Origin of the sequence: Aequorivita todarodis (assembly GCF_028561335.1) — a bacterium.
In the GTDB taxonomy this organism is placed as follows: Bacteria; Bacteroidota; Bacteroidia; order Flavobacteriales; family Flavobacteriaceae; genus Aequorivita; species Aequorivita todarodis.
Window position 1 is genome coordinate 245,855 of sequence record NZ_JAQQTG010000016.1, and the last position, 26,307, is coordinate 272,161.

At 42.7% G+C, this 26,307-nt stretch carries 18 protein-coding genes; 1 reads left to right on the forward strand and 17 read right to left on the reverse strand.

Features of this window, described 5'->3' with window-relative positions:
* Window positions 1-513: 513 nt before the first annotated feature.
* The 16 genes from POV26_RS07195 to xrtF all read right to left on the reverse strand — a co-directional run bounded on the left by POV26_RS07195 (window position 514) and on the right by xrtF (window position 24,220).
* Window positions 514-2,238, reverse strand: a complete 1,725-nt coding sequence (locus POV26_RS07195) for a SusD/RagB family nutrient-binding outer membrane lipoprotein (protein ID WP_272855790.1) — start codon at window positions 2,236-2,238, stop codon at window positions 514-516.
* An 11-nt stretch (window positions 2,239-2,249) separates the two neighbouring features.
* Window positions 2,250-5,462 (reverse strand): SusC/RagA family TonB-linked outer membrane protein, encoded by a 3,213-nt coding sequence (locus tag POV26_RS07200; RefSeq protein ID WP_272855791.1) that lies wholly within the window; start codon window positions 5,460-5,462, stop codon window positions 2,250-2,252.
* 408 nt (window positions 5,463-5,870) lie between these two features.
* On the reverse strand, window positions 5,871-6,404 hold the full coding sequence (locus POV26_RS07205) for a hypothetical protein (protein WP_272855792.1): 534 nt from the start codon (window positions 6,402-6,404) through the stop codon (window positions 5,871-5,873).
* Between the two features lie 427 nt (window positions 6,405-6,831).
* Complete coding sequence (locus POV26_RS07210; RefSeq protein ID WP_272855793.1) at window positions 6,832-7,191, reverse strand: heavy-metal-associated domain-containing protein; 360 nt, start codon at window positions 7,189-7,191, stop codon at window positions 6,832-6,834.
* A 157-nt stretch (window positions 7,192-7,348) separates the two neighbouring features.
* Window positions 7,349-9,583, reverse strand: coding sequence for a TonB-dependent receptor (locus POV26_RS07215; protein ID WP_272855794.1), 2,235 nt, complete (start codon window positions 9,581-9,583; stop codon window positions 7,349-7,351).
* Between the two features lie 130 nt (window positions 9,584-9,713).
* Window positions 9,714-12,503: a heavy metal translocating P-type ATPase gene (locus tag POV26_RS07220; protein WP_272855795.1), complete on the reverse strand. Its 2,790-nt coding sequence runs from the start codon at window positions 12,501-12,503 to the stop codon at window positions 9,714-9,716.
* Between the two features lie 132 nt (window positions 12,504-12,635).
* Window positions 12,636-13,859 (reverse strand): permease, encoded by a 1,224-nt coding sequence (locus tag POV26_RS07225; RefSeq protein WP_272855796.1) that lies wholly within the window; start codon window positions 13,857-13,859, stop codon window positions 12,636-12,638.
* A gap of 60 nt (window positions 13,860-13,919) precedes the next feature.
* Complete coding sequence (locus tag POV26_RS07230) at window positions 13,920-14,378, reverse strand: heme-binding domain-containing protein (RefSeq protein WP_272855797.1); 459 nt, start codon at window positions 14,376-14,378, stop codon at window positions 13,920-13,922.
* Between the two features lie 67 nt (window positions 14,379-14,445).
* The gene (locus POV26_RS07235; protein WP_272855798.1) at window positions 14,446-15,066 is read right to left on the reverse strand and encodes a DUF3347 domain-containing protein; all 621 of its coding nucleotides are present in this window, start codon (window positions 15,064-15,066) and stop codon (window positions 14,446-14,448) included.
* 31 nt (window positions 15,067-15,097) lie between these two features.
* The gene (locus POV26_RS07240; protein WP_272855799.1) at window positions 15,098-16,327 is read right to left on the reverse strand and encodes a TolC family protein; all 1,230 of its coding nucleotides are present in this window, start codon (window positions 16,325-16,327) and stop codon (window positions 15,098-15,100) included.
* Window positions 16,328-16,329: 2 nt separating this feature from the next.
* The gene (locus POV26_RS07245) at window positions 16,330-20,151 is read right to left on the reverse strand and encodes an efflux RND transporter permease subunit (protein WP_272855800.1); all 3,822 of its coding nucleotides are present in this window, start codon (window positions 20,149-20,151) and stop codon (window positions 16,330-16,332) included.
* Between the two features lie 6 nt (window positions 20,152-20,157).
* Window positions 20,158-21,900 carry an efflux RND transporter periplasmic adaptor subunit gene (locus POV26_RS07250; protein ID WP_272855801.1) on the reverse strand — a complete coding sequence of 581 codons (1,743 nt, stop codon included), beginning with the start codon at window positions 21,898-21,900 and terminating at the stop codon, window positions 20,158-20,160.
* 180 nt (window positions 21,901-22,080) lie between these two features.
* A complete protein-coding gene (locus tag POV26_RS07255; protein WP_272855802.1) occupies window positions 22,081-22,500 on the reverse strand; it encodes an HYC_CC_PP family protein in 420 nt (139 codons plus the stop codon).
* 157 nt (window positions 22,501-22,657) lie between these two features.
* Complete coding sequence (locus tag POV26_RS07260) at window positions 22,658-23,206, reverse strand: DUF3347 domain-containing protein (RefSeq protein WP_272855803.1); 549 nt, start codon at window positions 23,204-23,206, stop codon at window positions 22,658-22,660.
* A 38-nt stretch (window positions 23,207-23,244) separates the two neighbouring features.
* Entirely contained in the window at window positions 23,245-23,679 is a 435-nt protein-coding gene (locus tag POV26_RS07265; RefSeq protein WP_272855804.1) for an exosortase F system-associated membrane protein, read from the reverse strand.
* Window positions 23,672-24,220 (reverse strand): exosortase family protein XrtF, encoded by a 549-nt coding sequence (gene xrtF / locus POV26_RS07270; protein WP_272855805.1) that lies wholly within the window; start codon window positions 24,218-24,220, stop codon window positions 23,672-23,674. Before xrtF ends, POV26_RS07265 begins: the two co-directional genes overlap by 8 nt.
* Window positions 24,221-24,389: 169 nt before the next feature.
* Here xrtF and POV26_RS07275 point away from each other — a divergent pair, with 169 nt between their 5' ends.
* Window positions 24,390-24,851: a GAF domain-containing protein gene (locus tag POV26_RS07275; protein ID WP_272855806.1), complete on the forward strand. Its 462-nt coding sequence runs from the start codon at window positions 24,390-24,392 to the stop codon at window positions 24,849-24,851.
* A 131-nt stretch (window positions 24,852-24,982) separates the two neighbouring features.
* Here the strand turns inward: POV26_RS07275 and POV26_RS07280 are convergent, their stop codons facing one another.
* On the reverse strand, window positions 24,983-26,239 hold the full coding sequence (locus POV26_RS07280) for an ABC transporter permease (protein ID WP_272855807.1): 1,257 nt from the start codon (window positions 26,237-26,239) through the stop codon (window positions 24,983-24,985).
* Window positions 26,240-26,307 lie beyond the last annotated feature (68 nt).

Here is a 26,307-nt window from a genome sequence, read left to right on the forward strand (position 1 = left end):
ATGCCCATCTAAATTTACAAATTTAGATGGGTTTTATTATCCAAAAAGCAATTTTGGATTTCGAAATATTTGTAAGGCCTTTCTTTTCATTTCAATTTCCATCAATTAAACTAAAGTTGGAAGCGATGATAGATAATTATTAACCACTTTCGAAACTATCTATACTTCCATTTTCTACGATATGAAAGCTCTTCTATTTTTTACTAGTTTTCTAAACAATCTCTATGTAGTTTTTATTAAATGATAGAAATACATCTATTCTTACTGTATAATAATTCAAGAGTTGACAACTTTTTAGCGTTTCCATTTATTATTCCTACGCGACTAGTAACTTTCATAAATTTATTTAAGAATACTTTCTAATTATTCTTCGAGTTGCAAGATTTGACTACAATTGACGACTTTTTTTGAAAAAATCCTCCCTAAATTTAACGATAGGCGATTATGTAAACTATTGGATATAAAAATCCCCAGCATTTCTGCCGGGGATTTTGATAAAAATTATACATTTTCTTAAAAATCGAAAGTATAGAATTTATCCCAGAACAACTGTTGTTCAGGAACATCACCTAATGGTCCTAATGCATCTGATGCATCATTGTAATTTGCTCCATTTAAAGTCTGTTCACCAACAGGATAAGTATATCTCACTGGAAAACCAGATTGAGCTCTTACCGGATTTACCAGAATTGGATAATCAAGTCTGCGAACAGAAAGATATGGTGCAAAAGTGCGATTGTAAAGACCAAAATATGCTTGTTCACCAATTACCATTTTCCATTTTGGATTTGAAGTACTTGCAGCTAAAGCAGAAGTATAATTAACTTTAGGGTTTGCCAAATATGAAGCAACATCACTAACACCCCAATAATTGAATGATGCGGTAATTCCAGCTACATAGTGACTTTCAGCATTGCCTCCAACATTAAATCCTCTTTCAGCAGCTTCCGCCAATAAAAATTCTACTTCATCATAAGACATAATAACTCCAGGTTCAGATGCATTAACAATACGATCTGAAACATGTGTATAGACACCGTAGGATGATCTGCTTCCAATAACACCACCAACATAAGAGAATATACCAATACCATCACCAGCGTTCACCGAGGTATTAATGTTGTTTATTTCAAGAGTTGTAGAAGTTACATTAGATGCAGTTCCTAACAAAATACTTTCAGCATCCTCAACTTGAAGATAAATTTCATCTCCTATAGCAGGAAGATTATCCAATTCTTTCGTCATAGTAATTGTTGTAACATTTCCAGATGTGGAAACGCTCGCTACAGGATTCCCTTTAGTAGGATCCGTAGGATCCCAAGGATAATTGAACTCCACTTTTCCATTAAAATAAGCAGCACTTCGTGGGTCATTAACGTTGTTCAGCATATTAACGAGTGTTGCACCAGCAACATAATCATTACGACCGCTCAAAACTAAGTTATTGTTCATAGGGTTGTTGTTTGGAGCTGCGTTTCTATATGCATAGCTGGCATTGTCAGCATTGCTTGTAAATACACCGCTAAGAAATGCAGATTCTACGGTTGATTGTGCCAACCCAGCATTAAAATCAGCAATTGTAAGACCCATACGCAGTTTCAATGAATTCGCAAATTTTTTCCATTTTGAAACATCTCCTCTATAAATAAGATCCTCACCACTTTCAAAGCTGTTCAAGCTTGTATCCATAGAATTTATTGCAGCGGTTAAACGCACCAATAAATCTTTATATACCGTTTGAGCATCATCATACTTCGGCAAAAGATTGTTTATATCCAATGCTTCTGTATATGGTATGTTGCCAAAAGTTTCCACCAAATTACTATAAGCGTAAACCTTTAAAACTTCAATAATTGCTTGTTTGTTTGGTTTTCTACCGTTTAACTCATCGGTAAGATAAGTTGTAGCTTCAATATTGATGGAAGCTTGGTCCAAATCCTTTAAAACATCGCGATATATTACTCTCCAATGATTATCCGGAATAGAACGAGTTACTTGGTTATATCGACTTTCGTCAGTATAAGTAGTCTCCTGTAATTGTTGTGTCCATAACCTTAAGTTATTTAAGTTCACGTTAGGAGTAACCACTTGGTCAGCAAGTTGCTTTTGGGCAGAAGCAAATAAACTTTCGCCACTCACATTTGCAGGGTCTTTTATGTTTTCATTCAGATCTTCAAGACTATCTGAACAAGACACGGCCAAAATTGCCGCTGTGAAAATTAAAATCAGTTTCTTCATTTTTCTATGTATTAAAATTGTGCTTTAATGTTAAACCCATAATCCTGGGTAGTTGGCAATGCACCAGTACTATATCCTTGCAAATTACCAGAGCTCAAACCTGATTCTGGATCCGCATATGGCATATTTTTATCAATAATCCAAAGATTAGAACCTGAAACACTGAACTGAAGGCCAGTCATAAAGGTATTGTCCAAGAATTTAGATGGAAGTGTATAAGTAAGGGATACTTGACGCAATTTTACGTAACTGGCATCATATACAAACTCTGAATTAGGAAGAGCTGCATAACCAAAACCACTAAATCCATTCGCATCAGTTCTTGTAGTATTTACAGAACCATCGGGATTAACGCCTGGATTGATGTAACCACCACCATTTTCTATTGTATTTCTCACAGGGTTTCCTAAATCGTTAAGGAAGGCAGTGTTGGCATAAACACCTGTTGACTGTCCATAATATTGGTCTAATGAGAAGATACTACCTCCTTTTTGAATATCAATCAGGAAACTAAATGATAAATTCTTATAAGTTAGCGTGTTTGTAATACCAGCCAACCATTCAGGGTTTGTATCTCCAATTATATTGTTAGAGGTAGCCGTTGGTATGTATCGCCCAGTTTCGGGGTCAACTACTTTTTGACCATTCAAATATGTAAAATCCTGGCCATAAATAACACCGTAAGGCTCTCCTAAAACAGCGTTAATGGTAACTCCACCCTGGAAGCTACCCAACTGAAGTGTTTTAATTCCTTCGGGAAGCGCAACCACCTCACTTTTGTTTTGAGACCAGTTTGCACTTAATCCCCAACTAAAGTTATCATTTTTAATGGGCATTGCGTTCAAAGATACTTCAATACCTTTGTTTTCAATTTCCCCAGCATTCAAAAGTTTGGATGTATAACCTGTAGCTGAAGAAACTGGAGCTGCTACAATTTGGTCAATAGAGTTGGATTTGTAGTATGCAACATCGAAACCTAAGCGATTGTTCGCAAATCGCATTTCAATACCAGCTTCATAACTTTTAGTTAACTCCGCTTTTAGATTGGGGTTGTTTTTTCTGCTAGGTACAGATGTTCCAATATCATTGTTGATATCATAAGTATCTATTAATCTATCAAATGGTGCACCATTCCCTACTTCTGCATAGTTCACTCTTAATTTACCAAATGAAATAGCATTTACATTCAGCAATTTACTGAATACAAAACTGGTAGAAACAGAAGGATAACCAACAGAATTATCTGATGCTGGCAAAGTTGAGAAGGTATCTACACGGTAAGTACCATCCAAGAATAAGATATTTGCAAAACCAAATGATGCACTGGCATAAATGCCGTCCACTCCGATCTTCTGAGCTTGCTCGGTTGGGCGTGGGTTTGCAGATACTGTATTTTGAAGGGAGTAAAGTCCAGGTACAATTAAACCTCCAGCAGTTGAAGATAATAATGAATTGAACTCATTTCTTCTAATGTTACTTCCCAATATTCCGGCAAAACTAATTTTTTCAGAAATATTAGTGTTAAAGTTAAACATTAAATCGTAGTTTGTTTCAGTAGCGGTTATATCTCTTCTTAAATAACCTGAATCAACGTTTCCACGGGTAACACCAAATCTTGCTGCCACAGAACCAACAGCTCTGCGCTCTTCTTGAGATTCGCTGTAAGTATCTGTTGAGACCCTACCGGTTACGCTTACCCAGTCAGCCAATTCATAGTTTAATTCAAAATTACCTATGAAACGATTTCTGTCATCATTTTGATAATTTTCATAACGTGTCCAATACGGGTTATCCCAATAAAGTGGGGGTGCACCAATTGAGGAGTTAACAGGGTTCCAAGTTACATTTCGCTTTGTTGCAAAATAAAGATCTCTTTGCTCTTTTAAATCTGTAGTTGTTGACCACCATTGTTTCATGTTACCTACAACGTTATCATTATAACCAGTAGAGTTACGACCCAAAGCATCTGTTCTAATATAATTAGCAAAACCACTTACAGTCATTTTTTCAGAAAGATCATACGTTCCACTAAGAATAAAGTTATGTCTGTCCAATTTACTATTCGGCATTAATCCTTTTTGATCTAATTTAGTATAAGACAAACGGTACGAACCATTTTCCAATCCATTAGATACAGAGATAGAGTTAGTAAGCGTTATTGGAGTTTCAAAAAAGGTCAAAGGACCATTTTTAGCGGCAACGTATGGAGTCTTCTTCAAGTAATTTGGAGAAGCTGGATCAAATGAGTCCCATTGGTATATATAAAGATTTGGGTCAAAAGCAGGACCATAGGAAGCATCATCTTGATAATTTCCTACTTGATCATCTATACCATCACCATCGATATCTTCAAAGGTAAAATAATCATCACCATATCCAGGTCCGTATTGGTTTTGATATTCAGCAAATGTGCTTTTATCAATAAAACCTACTTGAGCGTTAGAGTTAATAGTAACCCCAAGACCTTTAGCTTTTTTACCCTTTTTAGTAGTTATAATAATTACCCCGTTTGCCGCACGTGAACCGTAAAGTGCAGATGCAGCAGCACCCTTAAGTACGTTTACAGATTCAATATCGTCTGGGTTAATATCCGCAGCGGCATTACCGTAATCGTAATAGTTACCCGAAGCTTGGGATTGGGCCGCAGTATTAGTATTTCTGTTACTAATTGGCACACCGTCAACAACGAATAATGCTTGGTTGTCCCCAGTTAAAGAGGTGTTACCTCTAATAACCACGTTGGTAGAACCACCAAAGTTGTTGTTTCTTCTAATTTGAAGACCAGAAACCTTACCAGAAAGGGCATTTGTAAAGTTGTTCCCCTTTACGGTAGAGATATCCTCTCCTTCCACCTGCTGCGTGGAATACCCCAGTGATTGTTTCTCACGGGAGATACCAAGTGCAGTTACCACTACCTCGTCCAGTGTAGAACCGGCTTTCATGGTTACATCAATTTTATTTGAGGCCCCAACAGCAATCTCTTGGGTCTCAAAACCTACATAACTATAAACGAGTGTCTGTCCCACGGCAGCCTCAATGGTGTAGTTACCATCAAAATCAGACTGCGTTCCGGTACTAGTACCCTTTATAATTATGTTAACTCCTGGAAGTGGTAGGCCTGTGTCATCGGCCACCGTTCCGGAAATCGTTTTTTCCTGTGCAAAAGCGAGCTGCACAATCAACACTAACAAAAGTGTTAAAATTCCACTAAACTTTGTTTTCATTTTTTTGTTTGTTTGAATTAGCACCCCAAAAGTGCCAATAAAATCTTACAATTCCAACTTTTAATGAAAGTAGATTATGAAAATTTTATCAAAAAGTTATTTTAAAATCTCCCATTTCAAGGAAATTTTAGCTTAAAATTTTGCAAAGCCTTGGTTTTCTTGTGTTTTCGGAAGGGGAGTCATACCGAAGTTGGTAAAATATGTTTGGAAAAAAACTTTGAAAAAATTTCAAACACTTTATGAACAATTCCCCCAACTTCACAAATAATGCCGTTTTTGGGCATTTTGAAGTTTATACAGAAGAAAGAATTTTCTTATAAAGTTTTTAATGTTTTTTAAAAAAAAGCAACTGAAACCATTAAAAAAATGCTAAAATTAAGATACTCATTCCTAATATAAGCCAAAATATTATTTCGCGGTGCCTTCTCCTTTAAACTGCTGCGAATTGTTTTTGAAAAGCACATTAAAAGTGGTGAGGCTACCGTAACAACGTGTTATATATTGTTGAAGGTCTATTTTATCCTGTTCTGCCAATTCTTTGCTGGCGTTTATTTTTTGCTCCATTACCCGAAGTCGGTCGCGCAACATCACGATTTTATGGAAAAACGTATCAATCGGTATTTCCTTTGAGGCCAAATTTGGATCGGCCGGTTTCAGGACCATACTGCCTCCCTTCCACTTATCGGCTATCGGTACGATCTCGCTAAAGCCGTTCCACTTTTTTAAAATATCGCGCAGGCTCTTTTCTACTTCGTAAAAACTTACCGTGTCAACCTCGTCTTCCGCGGCTTCAATAATTTCGAAATCGTCGTCGGTGGCGATGGTTTCCAGACCGTTTTCAATAAAAGTTACCCAGTACATCTTTGCAGTAACATTGGTAACCACTCCTTTTCCGTATTTGGGATGGTCTATTCGCGAGCCTATTCCTAATATTTGTTTCATTGTGATTTTGATTTTGGTTTGAAGTTTACCCCCAACCCCTAAAGGGGAGAATTTAGGTGACATAAAAATTTCATTCCATTTAAAGATGATATTCAACTCCCTTTAGGGCCGGGGTATGATTCTCAAAAATAAAAAAAGAATCCCATCTATCCGAAGGAAATAAAAAACCATCCAAATTTAAAATCGGGATGGTTTTTTTGGTTCAATTAACCAATCGCGGACTACTTCTTCTTAGGAGCAGTTGGCGAAGCCTTTTTGTTATCCTGCTTTTTTGCCTGGGCTTTTGCAGGTTGCGGCTTTTTGTTTTGCTGTTGTTGTGGCATAACAATTACTTTTTTTGAATTAACACTATAAAGGTAAAAGGAGCCAGTGTTAAATTATTCTCTCGTTAGCTAAAGTTTAACAGTAGCTTTTCCGCAGCAAAAAATCAATCGTGCTTATGGTCGTCTATCACTTGCTGGTCTCGGTATTTGCAGCAGGGGTCTATATTTTCGTAAACCTCATCCTTTGCTTTTATATCCTGGGTATCGTGGCCACTATCCGCAATACTTTGCTGAATTTTCGTGAGGTCGGTTTTCCTTTCGTTATAAATGAGTTTCAACTCGTGGGTATCCACATCCCAAATTGCCGATTTAACGCCCTTGGCCTGAATGGAGGCCTTTTCAATGCGCTCTTTGCACATACCGCATACGCCATCCACCTCAATGGTGGCCTTTGCATTTTTGTTTTGGGCGAAACCTGTTGCGCCCATTAGTAGTATTCCTAAAATTACAATTGCGTTTTTCATATTTGAATTATTTTTTATTATTATTCTCTATTATTATTCTCTATTATTATTCTCTATTATTATTCTCTATTGTTATTCTCTATTGTTAATAATTCTTTGCGGTCTCTGCGACTCTGCGGTATTTTTTCCCCGCAAAGGCGCGGAGAACATGGAGGTTTTAGTTTAGCCTATATCGTAAACCTGCATAATAAGAGCTTCCAAAAATGGGGCCGTAAACGTAAGTTGTGTCAAAAGTTGTTCCAAATGGGTTGTCGCTTCCCACGATTGGGCTGGACTGTGTAACGTTCGTAATATTTTCCCCACCCACGTAAATTTCAAAATTAGTTGAAAAAACTTTAGTAATCTGTGCATTCAGCGTAGAAACCGATGGAGAAAATTGGGAAAGCCCAATGGTGTTCAAATAACTTTCGGTGGAAGCGAAGCGCTGCTCGCCCAAATAGTTGAAGGTGGCGTCAAATTTCCAGTTTCCGCCTTTCGCCGTTTGGTGTGTCTGAAACGACGCATTCGCAAAAAAACGATGGTTGGGCGTTAACGGATTTTCCTTCTTCCCACTCATATAAGTGGTTTCCACATCGTAATATTTATAGGCCAAGCGCACATCAAAATGGGTAAATGGATTGTAGTTGAACTCAATTTGATAGTTATTGGAATAACTTTCGCCTTCCAAATTATAAAAGTTTATTTCCGAAGGATTTTCCCAGTCCACCACAATTTGGTTTACAAAATCGGTTCTGTAAAAATCGAAAGTTACATCCGCCTTTCTGCTGAAGAGATTGAAACCTTGCATATACGAAAGTCCATAATTCCAAGCAATTTCAGGGTCGAGTCCGTAAATTTTTCCGCCGTTCCCGTAAATATTCAAGCTGCGTGAAGTGGCAAACAGACTTTGGTTTTCAGCAAAAATATTGGCACTTCGCTTTCCCCTTCCCGCAGAAACACGAAAAGCCGATTTGTCCCAAGGTGTATAACGTAAATGGAAGCGCGGCGTTAAGAAAGTTCCCAATGTGTTGTGAACATCCGCGCGAATTCCCGCACTAAAGTTTAAATCGCCCAGATTGTCAAAATTATACTCAAAGAAAGCTCCAACGGAATTTTCAATTCTGTTGAAATTTTCCGTCAAAACCAATTCGTCGTAACCATCATAAGTTGCGCTGACGCCCGTTTTAATTTTGTGGCGGGAGTCGCTGATTATTGAATTGTATGTGAAATTGGCATACAAACTATTGTGGACAATGTTGTAATCGTTCAACCCAAAATAGGATTCCTGGTCATGATGGCTGTACGCCAGCTGCAACCCACCGGTACGCCAAGGAATGTCAGGATTCACAAAACCAAATTTCCCCGAAAGGTCAAAACGTTGGGTATTAATTTCGCTACCCCAAGCATTTGTGGTGCCTCGATCCTTTTTTTCATCAAAACCAATCTGTCCGGTCTGCTTTTCATCGTTCAAAAACCGAACGTTGAAAAAACCAACGTAGCCATTTTCGGTGTCTGTGTATTGCCAGCGATTCATCACATTCACTTGCTGCATCAATGGCGCATCCAGGAAGGAATCGTCATTTTTGTCAAATTCCGTTTCGCGCAAGTTTCCGTGGATATATAAACCGGTGCTCCATCGCTCGGTGACTTTTGTGTTGAGATGTGTATTCAACTCAAATCGGCCATTTCCGGCTCCGTAAGCGTTTACGAAAAGTTTATCGTCCGTGGTAGGTTTTTGCAATTCGGCATTAATTTGTCCCGCAATACTTTCGTAGCCGTTAGTAACGCTGCCCGCACCTTTGGTTATTTGGATGCTTTCCACCCAAGTTCCCGGAATAAAACTCAATCCATACGCCTGCGAAGCCCCGCGAATGCTCGGCACGTTTTCGGTAGTTATCAAAATATACGGACTCGTTAATCCAAGCATTTTAATTTGTTTGGTTCCTGAAATAGCATCGGCAAAATTCACATCGATGGAAGGGTTTGTTTCAAAGCTTTCCGCCAAGTTACAACAGGCGGCTTTCAGCAATTCGCCACTGCTCACGTTTATTACATTTTGCGATTGCAGAAACGAACGCGAACTCGCTTTTTGACGGGCAGTTACATTGACTTCATCCAAATTAGACTTAGATTTTAAAGAATGTGTTATTCGCTTTGGAGAATTCACCGAAATGGTATCGGTTTTATAACCAACAAAACTGATGACCAATTTTTTGTATTCCGGTTTATAGGTAATTTCAAAATTACCATCAAAATCGGTCACTGTTCCCACTTGGGTGTTTAGCCAATACACGTTTGCTCCGCCAAGCGGAACTTCTTTGTTATCGACATTTTCAGTAATGTGGCCCGTTATTCTTTCCTGTGAAAAAACGCAAAGCGGAAGCAAAAGAGCAATAAATAGGAGGCTTTTCATTTTAATTATTATATGTAATGTCATCATTATTTTTTTTTAAGACTTAAGACGGTAAGACGTAGGACGTAGGACTATTTTTTAAATTTGTTATTCATCTTACGTCTTATGTCATAAAGTCCTATGTCATTTTTCAATCAATTTTGGCACCGCGCAATCGCAATGCGTTTGTAATTACTGAAACCGAGCTGAAACTCATAGCCAGCGCGGCGATCATCGGCGATAATAATATTCCGAAAACCGGAAAGAGCACCCCTGCGGCAATAGGCACGCCGAGCGCATTATAAATTAAAGCGAAAAAGAGGTTTTGCTTAATGTTGCGCATCACTTTTTCACTTAAATGGAACGCTTTTACAATGCCGTGCAAATCGCCTTTTACCAAGGTTATTCCGGCACTTTCTATAGCCACATCTGTTCCCGTTCCCATCGCAATGCCCACATCGCTTTTTGCCAAAGCCGGCGCATCGTTTATCCCGTCGCCTGCCATAGCCACTTTTTTACCTTCGGCGTGCAGTTTTTCAACAACTTCCAATTTGTCCTGCGGAAGCATTTCAGCTTTAAAATCGGCGAGATTTAATTCGGAAGCAACAGCCTTTGCGGTGTCGTGGTTATCGCCCGTAAGCATAATGACCTCAATTCCCTTTTTCTGAAGTTCGTTGATGGCTTTTTTACTGGTTTCCTTTATTTTATCGGCAATCACAACGAAGCCAACCACTTTTCCATCAACGGAAAGCATTGGCACGGTTTTGCCTTTTTTCTGTTCTTCGGAAATTTCTTTTTGAAGTGCCTCGGAAATATCCGCGCCAGCTTCCTGCATCATCTTTTCGTTCCCGAGCGCAATCTTTTTGCCGTTGATAGTTCCCGTAACACCTTTTCCAGTAACCGAATTGAAATCGATAGTTTTGATTACTTCGGAATTCTTTTCCTTTCCGTATTTAACCGTAGCATCTGCCAGTGGATGTTCGCTGTTTTGATTGAGCGAAACGATATATTGAAGCACTTCTTCTTCCGAAATATTTTCCGCAGCTCCCACTTTTTCCACAGAAGGTTTTCCTTCGGTAATCGTTCCGGTTTTATCAATTATTAAAACGTCAATTTTATTTAGCGTTTCAAGCGCTTCGGCGTTTTTGATCAGTACGCCGCTTTGTGCGCCCTTCCCTACTCCAACCATAACGGACATTGGCGTTGCGAGCCCCAAGGCACACGGACAGGCAATTATTAAAACCGCAATCGCGTTTACCAAGGCATATACATATCTTGGCTCGGGCCCAAAGACTGCCCAAACGATAAAGGTGATTATTGAAACCAAAACCACAATCGGTACAAACCAGCCCGAAATTTTATCGGCCAGTTTTTGGATCGGAGCGCGGCTTCGGCTTGCTTTGTTAACCATTTCAATGATTTGGGAAAGCAGAGTATCGCTTCCCACTTTTTCGGCTTTCATTACAAAAGTTTGTTGCCCATTGATGGTGCCCGAACTTACTTTATCCCCCTCGGCTTTTGAAACGGGCACGGGTTCGCCGGTAATCATCGACTCGTCAACGGAGCTTTCGCCTTCTAAAATACTTCCGTCCACTGGAATTTTTTCGCCCGGTTTTACGCGGAGTTTGTCGCCAACCTCAATTTTATCGATTGCGATGGTTTCCTCTTTTCCGTCAACGATTCGCACGGCTTTGTTTGGCGCCAGTTTTAGCAATTCCTTTACTGCGGAATTGGTACGGTTGTGTGCGCGCGCTTCCAAAACCTGTCCCATTAAAACCAAGGTGAGAATTACCGTTGCCGCTTCAATATAAACGTGTACGGTGCCCGATTCGGTTTTAAATTGGTCTGGGAAAAAATCTGGAAATAGCATCCCGAAAACACTGAAAAGCCAAGCCACCCCAGCACCAATCCCGATAAGGGTAAACATATTGAGATTCCAGGTTTTAATGGAGCGATAGGCCCGTTCAAAAAACATCCAAGTGGCGTAAAAAACCACGGGAATTGAAAGGCCGAGTTGTATCCAATTCCAAGTGCTCATTGGCATCCAATCGTACAACGGATTGTTTGGAATCATTTCGGACATTGCTATTATAAAGATTGGAATTGTGAAAATTATCGCAATCCAAAACTTTTTCAGCAACTTTTTATACGATTTGTTTTCGGCAGATTCGTCGGCCTCTTTTGGCACCAAATCCATTCCACAGATGGGGCAAGAACCCGGTTCGTCGCGAATTACTTCGGGATGCATTGGGCAGGTGTAGCCCCCCAACCCCCGAAGGGGGAGAGCTTCGGGCACTAAATCCATTCCGCAAACGGGGCAATCGCCGGGTTTGTCGTAGGTTTTTTCGCCTTCGCAATGCATCGGGCAATAGAAAGTACCCGAAGCCCCCAACCCCCGAAGGGGGCTTTTTTCACTCCTCCCCTTTGGGGAGGTCGGGAGGGGACTTCCCGGTTCGTGGATGGTGTATCGTCCGCCGTCGTCTTCCAATGCTTTTTCAAAAACTTTCAATGGAATATGTTTTTCCATTTCAATTACCGCTTCTGCTTTTTCAAGGTTTACCGATGCCTTTGAAACGCCTTCAATTTCACTTAAAGTTTGTTCCACATGGCTTCGGCAGCCGTTGCAGGTCATTCCGTGGATGGAATACGTTTCTTTTTTTACTCCTTCGGAAGTGGTTTTGTTGTCTTCAGAGGAAACAATTTCTCTTTCTTCGGAAACTGTTTCGTGCTTTGTGGTAGCTATGGTATAGCGCCCTCCATCATCCTTTAAGGCTTTTTGAAAAACTTCCAAGGGAATATGTTTTTCCATTTCAATTACCGCTTCGGCTTTTTCAAGATTTACCGATGCTTTTGAAACGCCTTCAACTTTATTCAAAGTTTCTTCTACATGGCTTCGGCAGCCGTTGCAGGTCATTCCGTGTATTTTATATGTATGTTTCATTTTTTTAGTTGTTAGACATGAGACGTGAGATATTAGATCGTCTTGTTTCTTGTTTCTTGTTTCCTGTTTCCTATTTCCTATTTCCTGTTTCCTGTTTCCTGTTTCCTGTTTCCTGTTTCCTGTTTCCTCTTTCTATATTAAAAATTTAATAATCAGCCCTCCCGCAAGCCATAGGTAGCAGAAAAATGCTGCGTATTTTAAAATATTCTCAAGCAGTTTGCTTTTCGGCGCCATTTCAGCCATTTTGTACTCCACATCTTTCTTTTTGAAAAACCCGAGGTATATCAACCCTGCGGAAATAATCAAAAAAGCCAGGTTGAGATAAAAGGTATAATTGAATTTGAAATATTCGGTATCAGTGATTTTTACTTGGGAAGGGTCGGGCAGCGCACCAAAAATATCAAAGGCGTAATGTAGCGCCAACGAGGCTCCAATCAGGGAAGTAAAAAGCAGAAAAAGGATAAAAAGGCTCATTTTCCACCCGTAATATTTCGCATTGATCCGCAGAATTGGAAAAACCACCAAATCACTAAAAATAAAGGCCATGACTCCGGCAAAACTGACGCCTTTTCCGAAGAGAAGCGCAGCCAGCGGAATGTTTCCCATAGAGCCAATAAAGGTTAGAAAAGCTGCGACTGGGCCCACGACTACGTGTTCCAAAATTTCAAGAAAAGTAAAATCCGTATTTCCGTTGCCACTGTTTATAAACAGGGTCTGAAAAAAGGAATCTGGCACAAAAACCGCCACGATTCCGGCAATGGTAAAGCCCACGGTTACGTCTTTCCAAACCATCGCCCATTCCATTTTGTATTGTTTGGCCACTTTTGCCCAACCTTTTTCCGAGGCTATTTTCTTTTTCCAATCGGTGCTTTGCTTTTCATCTTCCCCTTCGTTCTCTTTCAAGTTTTTTCGGGCGTTTTCGATGAGCTTTTTTGGGTTTATTAAACGAATCAGCAACCAGCTTATAAGTATTAAAATAATTCCGCCCACGTATTCGCCAACCACAAACTGCCAGCCAAGAAAGATGGAAATTATGATTCCCAACTCGATAACAAGATTTGTGGAAGCCAATAAAAATGCAATGGAAGAAACAAAACTCGCTCCTTTTTTAAAGAGGGATTTGGCACTGGCCAAAGCGGCGAAGCTGCACGAGCTGCTTATAAAACCGAAAAAAGTTCCCAGCAATACACTTTTGTTTTCCTTTTCGCCCATGGTTTTTTGCATCCGTTTTTCGGTTACAAAAACCTGTATCATACTGCTGATGATATAGCCCAAAACGAACGCCCACAGTGCCATCCAGAAAAATCCGGCGGTGGTATAGGCGGCTTCGCCCCATTGTTTTAGAAAGTTGTCCATCGTATCCGATTTTAAATTTAAGACCTAAGCTTGACGATCTGGTGCCCTTGTGCCGCAGCTTTAGGGCAACCTATCCTTTACCTCGGTTATATATGCGATAATTGATTCCTTTTCAGCTTCCGATAAAACCGCGTGGCGATGCATTAAGGTATATGACCACAGCGGCATTTCATCGTCCTTAATTTGATTTATAATTGACCTTAACTTGCTGTTCTTTCTTCGCACGGAAAGATCATTCCACTCACTGAAATTCAATTCGGCCTTTGCTTCCTTTATATGGTGTTCCAAAAACCAGGCTACCGGTTGGATTTTATTGTACCACGGATAGTCCGTGTGGTTGCTGTGGCAATCGTAACAGGATTCTTTTAATAGGGCACTGATTTCGGCCGGCGGATTGTTTGCCACCACAAAATCGGTCTTTGGCACCATATCGCTTTGGTTGCGCTCGGTGGGGATAAATTGGATTGCGACGAAGGCAACTATCAAAACCAAGACTATTATTTTCAGAATCTTTTTCATTACACCGTTGATAAAACCTACAAGGAACCTCGCTGAAGGGCGGGAAATACCTTGCAGATTTTTAATATTAATTTATTTCTTTTTCAACTCTTCCACATTTTAGCATTTTACTGCCGTAGTATGGATTTTTTACTTCTTTGTTGGCACTTAACCAAGAACTTCCCTCATCGTACATTGGGCAGAACTGTTGGTAAAGTGTTGTAGATGTACCTGTAATTGCCACCATATCAATCATATCCTTGCTCAAGACTTTAAAATGTTCGCGTTGGTGCTTTATGGGGCTCTTCGAAATGTGTTCTGCATTTTCCGTGGCGTCCATAAGAATATCCTTCAATTCTTTTTGTTGTTCTGCTGAATATTTACTAGTATCAAAACTTTGCAAATCCTTCATCAAGGTTTTGCCCGCATTTTGCGCCTTTTCATTATCATCTGCGACCAAGGCATTTTTTAGTTCTAAATAGGACGCCATTACCTTTGAGTGCTCTTGATTTTTTTCGCCTTTTATCATCATATTATCATCCTTGGATTCGTTCACCATTCCCGAATTATCGCCATGGTCGCCGTGATTCGTCATTTCTGAATGGTAATTTTCTCCATAGTGGTCTTTTTTGCCATTATTACAAGAAGTTACAGTTAGGGTTACCAATGTGATTACCAGTATTCCCAATGTCATTTTTACGTTTTTCATTTTGTGTTATATTTAGATTAATATTGATTTGTTAATTGGTTAAATAATTGATGATTGCAGATTGTATATAATAGTTTTTGACGGATTCTATATAGTCTATCTGAAATTTCAATTGCAGTTCCTGAATGTCCAGTACATCGTTGAAATCAATAGTGCCTGTTTCGTAATTTTTTATAAGGATCTTTTCAGCATTTTTTGCCTGCTGAAGGTTTTTTATCTGAGTTTCAAATTTAATTTGCGCTTGCTCGCGTTGTGAGATAGCCTTGGCCAAATTGGATTTTAAATCGTTCCTGCGCTCTTTTTTCTGGTATTGGATCTCCTGCTGGCGCAGTTCGTTTTGCCTTGAAACCGATTTGTGCTTTTTGTTGAAAATAGGAATCGACAACGAAACCATGGGCATGACCATATCGGGGTTTTCAGCAAAGAGCATATACTCGGCACCCACCCCGAGTTGCGGTACGCTTTCTTTCCGGTTGACCTTTTCCGATAGCGCTATTGCTCGATTGAGTTTTTCAAATTTTACCAATTCGGGATGTAGGTCGATATCGCGCTCAATTTCCTGATGCGGGGAGATTGTAAGTGTATCGGGAATTGCCAGCGGCTGGCTTGTCTCTCGGTTCAATAGTTTTTCAAAAACCTGTTTTTCGGCCTCAAACTCCTGTTGGAGGATCAACTTTTTCTCAACCAGATCGTTCTGCCTCATTTGAAGTCGCAATACCGACACCGCAGAGGTTTTTCCAACCTCAACCGAGGTAAGTGCCATACGTTCATAGGTTTTCAGCAACCTTATATTCAAATCAAAGACTTTTTGTTTGGCCTTTATCCCATAGAGCCGATAATACGATTGCTTTACCGAAAGGATCAGGTTTTTTTGAGCAATTTCCATTCCCACATAATCGGCATCAGCAACAGCAGTGGCATAATTTTTCCGTGCCCCGAGTAGCCCGAACCATGGCACCATTTGCATGGCAGAGAACTCAGCTTTTGGCATCATTCCCATTTCCATCTGTCCCACGGAATATCCGGCTCCAAATTCAGTATTGGACCAGGTTGTCGCTTCGGAAATTTTTTCAGAAGAAACCATGTATTTCGCTTCTGCCGATTTAATCCCCGGGTTTTCCCGTAAGGCCTCCCCAATATAGGCATCCAACGTTTGCCCTTGGAGCGAACCTACAAGCAATACCATTAGTGCTACCATCGCACGGGCGATAAAAGTTCTCCTTATATCGGTTTTAAAAATATTGTGTTTTACTGCTTTCATAATCACTTCTCATTAAGGGTCAAGTTATTCTTCTTCCATTGCGCTTCCTTTCTCCAACTGAAGAGTACGGGAACCACAAAGAGGGTTATCAGGGCGATTGCCATTCCGCCAAAGCTCGGGATGGCCATAGGTATCATAATATCGCTACCCCTTCCGGTGGAAGTGAGAATGGGCAAGAGCGCCAAGAGCGTGGTTGCCGTGGTCATCAGGCACGGGCGGATGCGCTTCATTCCAGCCTCTACCACCGAGGATCGGATTTCGTTTACATCCTCGGGGTCGTTCCGCTCAAAGGTTTGGGTGAGATAGGTTGCCATCACCACCCCATCATCAGTAGCAATTCCGAAGAGGGCGATAAAGCCTACCCACACGGCAACGCTCAGGTTGATGGTGTGCATCTGGAACAAGTCGCGAAGGTTCTCCCCAAAAAAGTCGAAATTCAAAAACCAATCCTGCCCATAAAACCAAATCATTAGGAAACCTCCCGCAAAAGCAACGGCAATTCCCGTAAACACCATTAAGGAGGTGAAAACGGAACGGAACTGGAAATAGAGAATCAAAAAGATAATTGCCAGGGCCAAAGGCACAATGACTGAAAGGGTTTTCTCGGCCCGAATCTGGTTTTCATAGGTGCCGGTAAACTGGTAGCTTATGGCCTGGGGCACGATAAGTTCGCCGTTGTCAATCTTTTCAGCTATCAGGGCTTGGGCGTTTTCTACCACCTCCACCTCGGCGTAGCCCTCCATCTTGTCGAAGAGCACGTAGCCCACCAAAAAGGTATCCTCACTTTTTATCGCCTGAGGGCCTTGCTCGTATTTTATCTCCACGAGTTCGCCCAAGGGGACGGGATTGCCCTTTTCCACTGGCACGTAAATTCTTTTGAGGTCTTCGGGGTCGGCACGCAGCTCCCGGGGATACCGCACCCGTACCCCATAGCGTTCCCTGCCTTCCACCGTTTGGGTTAGGGGCATCCCTCCCACGGCCACCTGGAGGATGCGCTGCACGTCCTCAATGGTAATTCCGTAACGGGCAAGGCGGTCTCTTTTGATGTCTATCAACAGATAGGGTTTCCCCACAATGCGGTCGGCAAAGACGGCTTCTTTTTTCACTCCTTCCGCGTGTTTAAGGATTTCTTCCAATTCCAGTCCAAAAGCCTCTATCTGCCGAAGGTTCTGGCCTTTCACCTTAACTCCCATCGGGGCGCGCATTCCGGTTTGCAGCATCACCAAGCGGGTTTCGATGGGCTGCAATTTGGGAGCAGAAGTTATGCCCGGAAACCGGGTAACGCGCACAATTTCATCCCAAATATCGTCTGGCGATTGTATCTCGGGCCTCCAGTTTCTGTAGAATTCGCCGTCGTCATCGGGAATGAGGTCCTCCACCTTTACAAAAAACGGATTCTCTATTTCAGATGCTTTGTAATCATCTCCCGATTCCAGTTCCTTATTTGGATTCAGTACCAAATTTCCATCCCTTAGTACAAACAGACCATCTTCATTCACCTTGAATCTTTGGCGTTTTCCGTTTGCGTTCAAGGCGTATTCGGGTTTGTACTCAATGATGTTTTCATACATAGACAGCGGTGCGGGGTCCAATGCCGATTCAGTACGGCCGGCTTTTCCCACCACCGTCTCAATCTCGGGTATGCTGGCCACAGCCATATCGAGCTGCTGCAAAATACGCTTGTTCTCCTCCACCCCCGCATGGGGCATCGAGGTGGGCATCAACAGAAAGGAGCCTTCGTTCAGCGAGGGCATAAACTCCTTGCCCGTGTTCTGCCATATCAGGACACCCAATACGAGGATAAGTGTGGGAATGGAAAGAAACAAAATCTTATTGCGAAGAGCCCACCTCAAAATGCGGGTATAATAGTACTGGAACACCCAAAAGACGGCCAGCAACCCAAAGCAGATCAGGCCCACAAACAGCAGGTTCCAAAATATACTGCGGTCCACTCCGAGGGGTCGCCAGAACTCGGCCAATAAAAATACCACGGCCAGGGCGGCGATAAATATATTGACGGTGTTCGCGCGCGCATCGGATAGGATCCATCTTTCCGATAAACGGGAAGCAAATTTGCGGTCCTTTAACAATCCCGTAATTCCGAAGCCGATGAGGATCAAACCTAACCAATAGCCAAAAACCACGGCGGCCAACCCTAATATTATCAGAAGCGGATTGATGAGCGCGCCCAGTGTTTTTCCTATAGACCTTCCTGTCTTTCGGCGGGCAGCACTTCGGAACAAATAGGCGGCAAAAGGCGGAATGAGAAACAGGGCGACTATGAGAGAGGCCGCTATGGCCATAGTTTTGGTAAAGGCCAGGGGGCGGAATAATTTCCCTTCGGCCCCGATCATCGTAAACACCGGAATGAAGCTGATAATGGTGGTAAGCACCGCGGTGAGAATGGCACCCGAGACTTCGGCACTCGCCTTATAAACAACCGTGTTGATTGGCTGTCGTACGCCGGTTTCCTCCACACGCTCCGCTTCCTCGTCGAGGTGCCGGAGTATATTTTCGGAAAGTATGACCCCAATGTCCACCATAGTCCCAATGGCAATGGCAATACCCGACAGGGCCACGATGTTGGCATCGACGTTGAATAACTTCATCGCAATGAACACCATCAGCACCGCTACGGGCAAAAGGCCCGAGATAAGCAGGGAGGCCCTTAGGTTGAAGACCATTACGATAATCACGAAAATGGTGATGAGGATTTCCATACTCAGGGCCTCGTCCAGGGTGTGCAAGGTTTCCTGTATCAAGATAGACCGGTCGTAAAAGGGCACTATGGTGAGCTGGGAGGTAGTGCCGTCCGACAGTTTCTTGGAAGGCAGGCCGGAGCTGAGCTCGGCTATCTTTTCCTTTACATTGTTGATGACCTCCATTGGGTTGGCCCCGTACCGCGCCGTAACCACCCCGCCTACCACTTCGGCACCTTCCTTGTCGAGAATTCCCCTTCGGGGCGCTGGCCCCAGGCTCACGTTGGCTATATCCTTTATGCGGATGGCGGTGTAATTTTCCGAAGTGACCACGGCATCCTCAATATCGGCAACCGACTCGATGTATCCCAGACCACGGACCAGGTATTCGGCACGGTTTATCTCCATAGTCTGCGCCCCAATATCCTTGTTGCTTTCCTTTACCGCCTTGACGATTTGCGCCAAAGTGACATTGTATTGCCGCATCAGCTCGGGTTTTACGTCTATTTGGTACTCCTGTACGTAGCCGCCGATGGAGGCCACTTCGGAAACGCCGCTTGCCGAGGAAAGGGCATATTTCACATAATAATCCTGAATGCTACGCAATTCGTGCAAATCCCAACCTCCGGTTACGTTGCCCTCCTTGTCGCGGCCTTCAAGAGTGTACCAGTAAACCTGTCCCAATCCGGTGGCATCCGGGCCCAGGGAAGGGTTAACGCCTTCGGGCAGCAAGCCTGCGGGCAGGGAGTTCAGTTTTTCCAAAATGCGGCTACGGCTCCAGTAGAACTCCACATCCTCGTCAAAAATGATATAGATGCTCGAAAATCCGAACATGGAAGAACTGCGGATGGTCTTCACCCCGGGAATCCCCAATAAGGTTGTGGTGAGCGGATAGCTTATCTGGTCCTCTATATCCTGTGGCGAACGGCCTTCCCACTGGGTATATACTATTTGTTGGTTTTCGCCTATATCGGGAATGGCATCAACGGCCACCGGGTTTGAAGGCAGAAAGCCCGTATCCCAGTTAAAGGGTGCATTTACGATTCCCCAGCCCACAAAAAGGAGCAATAGGAGTACCGCCACCAATTTGTTTTCAATCAAAAATTTTATACTTCTGTTCAGCATCCCACTTTATTTTAAGGTATCGATTACACTTCCGCAACTGAGCATTTCCTCGCCGTAATAGGGGTTGTGGATTTCGGACGAATGGCTCAGCCACACCGCACCCCGGTTGCTATTTGCCATTGGACATTCGGCCACGTAAAGTGCCTGGGGCAATTGCTCTATATTGTGGGCAATGGCCACCATATTTTCCGAAAGAACAATAAAATGGTCCCTTTGGTTCTCAATGGTTGCCACCTCGCCCATCGCGGTGAGCATATCCTTTATCTTGAAGAGGTGCCCCTTTTCCATTTTTTGCAGATCCCCGGTCTTCACTTTTTTCAGCCGCTGGAGCATTTCCTTCGCCCTTTCCTTTACCGCCTCGGGCTGGGAGGTTACAAAGGCATCCTTTAGGACGATATAGGAATCTATGACCGGCAAGAATTCTTTCTGAAAGGATTCGGGCAGGTGCATTTGCATCTGTACGGCATCGGTGGTACCGAGTATCTTTTCCTTCTCCAGCGGGCCCTCCTGGTTCATCATGGACGCCTTCCCCTGAAGCTGCGCAGCGGCATCTACGGTAAAGGTTCCGTTGGTAACGATCTCCTCTCCCGGACGCAGGCCGCTGATAATTTCGTAACTGTATTCAGTGGAGGCCCCCAGGGAAACCTCGCGCATTTCAAAAATGGGTTCCTTCGGATTGGGCTTTACATACACCACCGAGCGGACGCCCGTCCACAGCACCGCCGATTTGGGTACCGTCAAGGTCGTTTCCTTTTTGGGGGCCGTGCCTTCAATCCTTCCCTGCACAAACATTCCCGGTTTTAGCAGGCCCTCCCTGTTGTCGAGTTCGGCACGCACGTTTACCGTACGGGTGGCCGTGGCAAGGGTGGGTTCTATAAATGAAATCTTTGAGTCGAATTCGCGGTGGGGGTAAGCGTTGGTGGTAACCTGTATCTTTTGGCCCACCCGCAAATGGGCAATTTGGCCCTCATAGGCGTCAAATACCGCCCAGACCGTGTTGAGGTTGGCTATTTTAAGGAGCGGCTGACCCTGTTTTACATAGTCGCCCTCATTGACCAGTTTTTCGGAGACCGTGCCGGAGACCGTGGCATAAACCGGAAAATATTCGCGGACCTTGCCCGAGGCCTCAATGGCGTCTATCTGGCTTTCCGAAAGCTTCCACAGCTTGAGCTTGTTGCGCACTGCCTGATAGAGTTTGGGCTGCGATTCCTTTAGCGATGCCGCCGTAATAAGCTCCTGTTGTGCGGCCACCAATTCGGGGGCATAGATGGTGGCGAGCAACTCGCCGCGCCGTACCTCCTCGCCGGTAAAGTTGATGTTCAGTTTCTCTATCCTTCCGGAGAAATACGAGCTTTGTACGGCGTTGTTCTCTTGGTTTTCGCTGATTTTGCCCGAAAGGGTCATCACCCCTTCGCTAATCTGGCCGGCACCTACAACAGAAGTCTGTACGTTGGCCAGGGCCAGGGCGTTTTCAGAAAGTTTGAACTGGTCGGACACAAGGCCATCGGCACCAGTCTCGGCGGGTATTAGCTCCATTCCGCAGATAGGGCAATCGCCGGGTTCGGGCTGCATAATCTGGGGGTGCATAGAGCAGGTCCACATTTGTACGGCCTCCTCGCCGTTGTGGTCGTGGGATTCCACGGCAGCATCCTGGCCAATTTTTGCCTCTTCGGAATTGCTTCCGAAGAAAAGATAGCCCAAGAGCAGGCCAACTGCCAGTATCACAAAGTATATTATATATTTTTTCATTCCGTATCTGATTTAGAAATCAACTCCCCGGAAGGTTTTCAAGAAATCGTTTTCGTGATTTTTTGAAGGAAAAGGATGGGTTGATAAAATGATTTTAAAGTTTTACACCGGGTATTCCGAAAGTTTCGGGTACCACGGATTTCCACTTGCCGGAAGTGGGCCGGTTTTAAAATCGAAAAATCAAATCAGGAAAGTCTCGTACAGAATGTTCAAATCCTGTTCAAGGGGTGGCGGATTGTAATCCGCGAAGAATATTTTTTCAGTGGAAGCTATTTCTACTTCCTGCAGCACAAATACAGAAACGAAGGTAGCTACAAAGGTTTTGTTCAGTTTTAGATCGAACGAGGCTTTTGCATAATTATCGTCTGTATTTATTTTGGTAATATGGTTTTTGCAGCAATCATGTTTTTCAGGAACAGCAGTTTCACTACCGCAATCCGAAGCTGGAGCATCGGTTTCCATTCCGCAGGAAAGCTGTTTTTCGCCCAAAGTTATTTTGGCCACCATCTCCATCCCACTGCAGAAGTGCTGTGCATAGGCTATCCCGGAACTGCTGGCGAGCATCAGTATGGACAGGAATATGGAAATGGTTTTTTTCATGCTTTCGCAAAAATACGAATATTATTTAAGAAAGTTTATGAGTTTATGAGTTTAGGTGTTTATCCCGCCCCAAAAGGAGAAAATATATTGCTCCCTTTAGGGCTGGGGCAGGTTTTGAAGTTTAGAACTTACTTCCGCTACTGTTTTTAAATATTGCTTACTTAATCTCAGCATCCACCCTTCCGCATTTCAGCATTTTATCACCAAAATATGGGTTTAGAATATCTCTGCTGCTGCTTATCCAATAGGCGCCTTTATTGTTAAAGGCCATTGGGCAATATTGCTTGTAAAGCATACCTGACTTTAAAGTTCCCTGAAGCATTTTTTCCATTCCCATGCCCAAGGGTTCAAAATTTTCGCGCTGCACTTTGATGTCTTCAGAAGCTGCCATTGCCGCTACGGCGTTTTGCGTGGTTTCTTCGGCGTTCATTTCCTTTAAAAGCAACTCCAGTTTTGCCGCTTCGGCTTGAGTTTTGGCGGCATCGGTATTTACCAAGGCGGCTTCCACTTGCAGGTATTGCTCAAAGATTGCCTCTACCTTTGGGTCGTTGAATTCTGCCTCTGTCTGGGCTATTTCATAGGTTTTGGTTTCGGCTTCGGTGGTATCGACCGTTACAACTTCCGGTTCGGTTTGTTTGGCATTGTCTTTACAGGACGAAATGGTAATTGCAACGATAGCGATGAGAATAAGCGATAATTTTTTCATATTCAGTTAAATTTTAGAATTGCAAATGTATCAAAAATTCAGCGTGATTTGTATTTCTGAAAATAAAAAGCCGGAAGGAGTATCAGCAAAAACAGCGGTTGTATCAAAAATCTTCTTACGTAAAACAATACGAAATGCCCGCTGGATTCTTCCGAAGTGAAAATGATGAAACTGAAAGCCATAAAAAGAATTGCAAAAAGAAAGCTGTAAAGTATTAAGGATAGCTTGATAATGCCCCGATCCTGAAAGACCAGCCAAAGAATAGCCAGGGAAATGATTGTATTGAGCAAAAAACGCAGCGCAATTCCCGTTTGCAGTGCAAAAGTATCCATTTCGGGCAAGGGCATGGACTTGTAATCCATTTCAAAAAAATGCAGCAGCGGATCGTAAAACAAGGTATCCTCAAAAGCGCGGATCAGCACCAACAAGGCAGCCAGTGCAAGAATTCCCAGTACTTTCAGAACTTTATTCATTGGGCAAATTTGGTTTTAGCATCCGCACCCAGACCATCCATAAAACGAAGACCATACTATAGATTATGCCGGGAAAAACGACGGAATGCAAAATATTTTCGTGCTGGGGATATTTGTACAGGGCAACGGTTAGTATGGCGATGCGCAGTATATTCACAATATAAATCAGGACAGCGCCCGCAAATAGAAACAATACCGTTTTTTTGAAATTTTCCGCAAAGGCGATGATGAAGGCAACAAACAGAATAATTACGCTTATGGAATTGCAGCCTTCCACAATATTTACGGTGTAGTTTCCATCTATGGTCAAAAGCATTCCCTGCACCACAGTATCTGGCGTCAAGGTTGCGCTGTAGCCAAAGGTGTCAAGCACCGCGGCACTTTGCCTTGCAACCAGGTTTGTTATAAAATCCGGAAAGTAATTGCCGTTTACGGAAGTTTTCAAATATAGTCCATAACCGGCGCTAAGCAGCAGATAGGTGCCCAAAAACAGCACCACAAAACGGACAACGGCCTTATATTTCTTAAAGAGTTCTTTCAAAAAAAGATTTTCTGTTTTTCAGACTTTTCAATGTTATACCAACAAATTTTTTAATGTGAAAATGTCGATTTAAAAATTTCCCGATTTAACAAAAATACAGGAATTGTTTTTGGCGTTTGTTATGGTTTTGAAATACTTTTGCCAAAGTAATCAAGATACTTAAAAACCTATGCCTTTTTCAAATTTAAAGCCCAAAGTAAAGACTATTCTCTCGAATGAAAACGAGCCCACGGCGCAACGCTTAAAAGAGGTTTGCGAATTGCTGCAGTCCTCGGTGGGTTACTACGATTGGGTCGGGTTCTATTTCGCCAATGAAGCTGAAAAAACGCTTCATTTAAAAGCTTTCGCAGGCGAACCGACAGACCACACCGTTATTCCTTTCGGAAAGGGGATTTGTGGGCAAGTGGCCGTTAGCAACCAAAACTTTGTAGTGCCGGACGTAAAGGCGCAGGACAACTACATCGCGTGCAGCATAACCGTGAAATCTGAAATCGTGATTCCACTTTTTAAAGATGGAAAAAACATAGGCCAGATTGACATAGATTCCCACGTGGAGGATCCTTTTTCTGCGGAAGACGAGCGGTTTTTGGAATGGGTAAACGAAGAAGTTGCGAAGATATTAGCCCCCTAACCCCCGAAGGGGGATAAGTCGCCTCCGCCCCCAAAGGGGGAACTCTTACTCAAACTCAGTAAAAAAAGCTCCGATAGGAGCTTTTGGTTTTTCCACAATCGTGAGAATTCCCCCTTCGGGGGTTAGAGGGCTTACATTCCCGTCCGGATCGCCTCTACCGGATCCAGTTTTGAGGCTGAGATTGCCGGCAGTATTCCCGAGATTAACCCGATGGCCGCAGAAATTGCCGTGCCGATGAACATATTCCACGGGGATAGTACAAATTCAAAATCGCCCGTAAAACTGGAGGCTATTATTGAAACGATAAATACCAAAAACAACCCTATCAATCCTCCAATTACGGAAAGAATAACCGCTTCAAATAAAAATTGGAAAAGAATGAATTTGTTTTTAGCCCCCAAGGATTTTTGGATTCCAATTAAATTAGTCCTTTCTTTTACACTAACAAACATAATATTGGCAATCCCAAAGCCACCCACTAGCAGTGAAAACCCACTGATAACGAGCCCGATTACGTTCATAGTTCCCGTAATCTCATCAATAAAATCGGCGAAGCCTTGTAGCTGGTTGATGAAAAAATTGCTTGTCTGGTCAGGTTTCAATCCCCGTTTTGTCCGCAGTTGTTGATTGAGCATCGCCTTGAATTCGGCAATGTCCACGTCTTTTTCGGGCTTTATTACTATCTGCGGAAACGTATTTTTGTTGTTATCGCCATAAATTCTTCGAACCACATTTACTGGCATCCAAATGGAAGTGTCTTTGGAATTTCCAAATAAACCGGCTCCTTCCTTTTCCAATACACCAATAACCTTGAATTTCCTTCCGTAAACTCGCACTTCTTTGCCAATTGCGGTTGCGGCGTCGCCAAAAAGCTGCTTGGCAATCTCATCACCCAAAACCACAACCATGGAACCACTATTTGACTCTGAGCCGTTAAAAAAACGGCCTTCGGAAAGTTGCAGCGATTCTATGTAATAATAGCTATCGGTTACCGCGCCAATTGGCACATTATCTACCTGCCTATCTTCGTGCTTTACGCTTTCATTTGGTACGTTTAGCGTAAAAGTTGCCGCTTCAATGTTTGGAGTATTTCTTTCAAGATATTGGTATTCATCAAAAGTTACATCGGGGAATTGTTGCCATTTCCAACGTGGAATATCGGTCGGGCCAAAATTGAAACGCATGATGATAATCGTGCTGTTATCGAGCCCGCTGATGCTGCCCTCTATTTCACGTTTCAGGGAATCCACGGCCGCCAAAACCGCGATAATGGAAAAGATTCCAATGGTTACGCCCACCAAAGACAGGAAGGTCCGCAATTTATTGTTCCGAAGCGCATTGAGCGCAAAATTGAAACTTTCCTTTAAAACGCGAAGATATATCAGCATTTACGATTTTAGATTTACGATTGACGAATTTTGAATTTTGAATTCTTTAAAAAAGGGTTAATAAATTT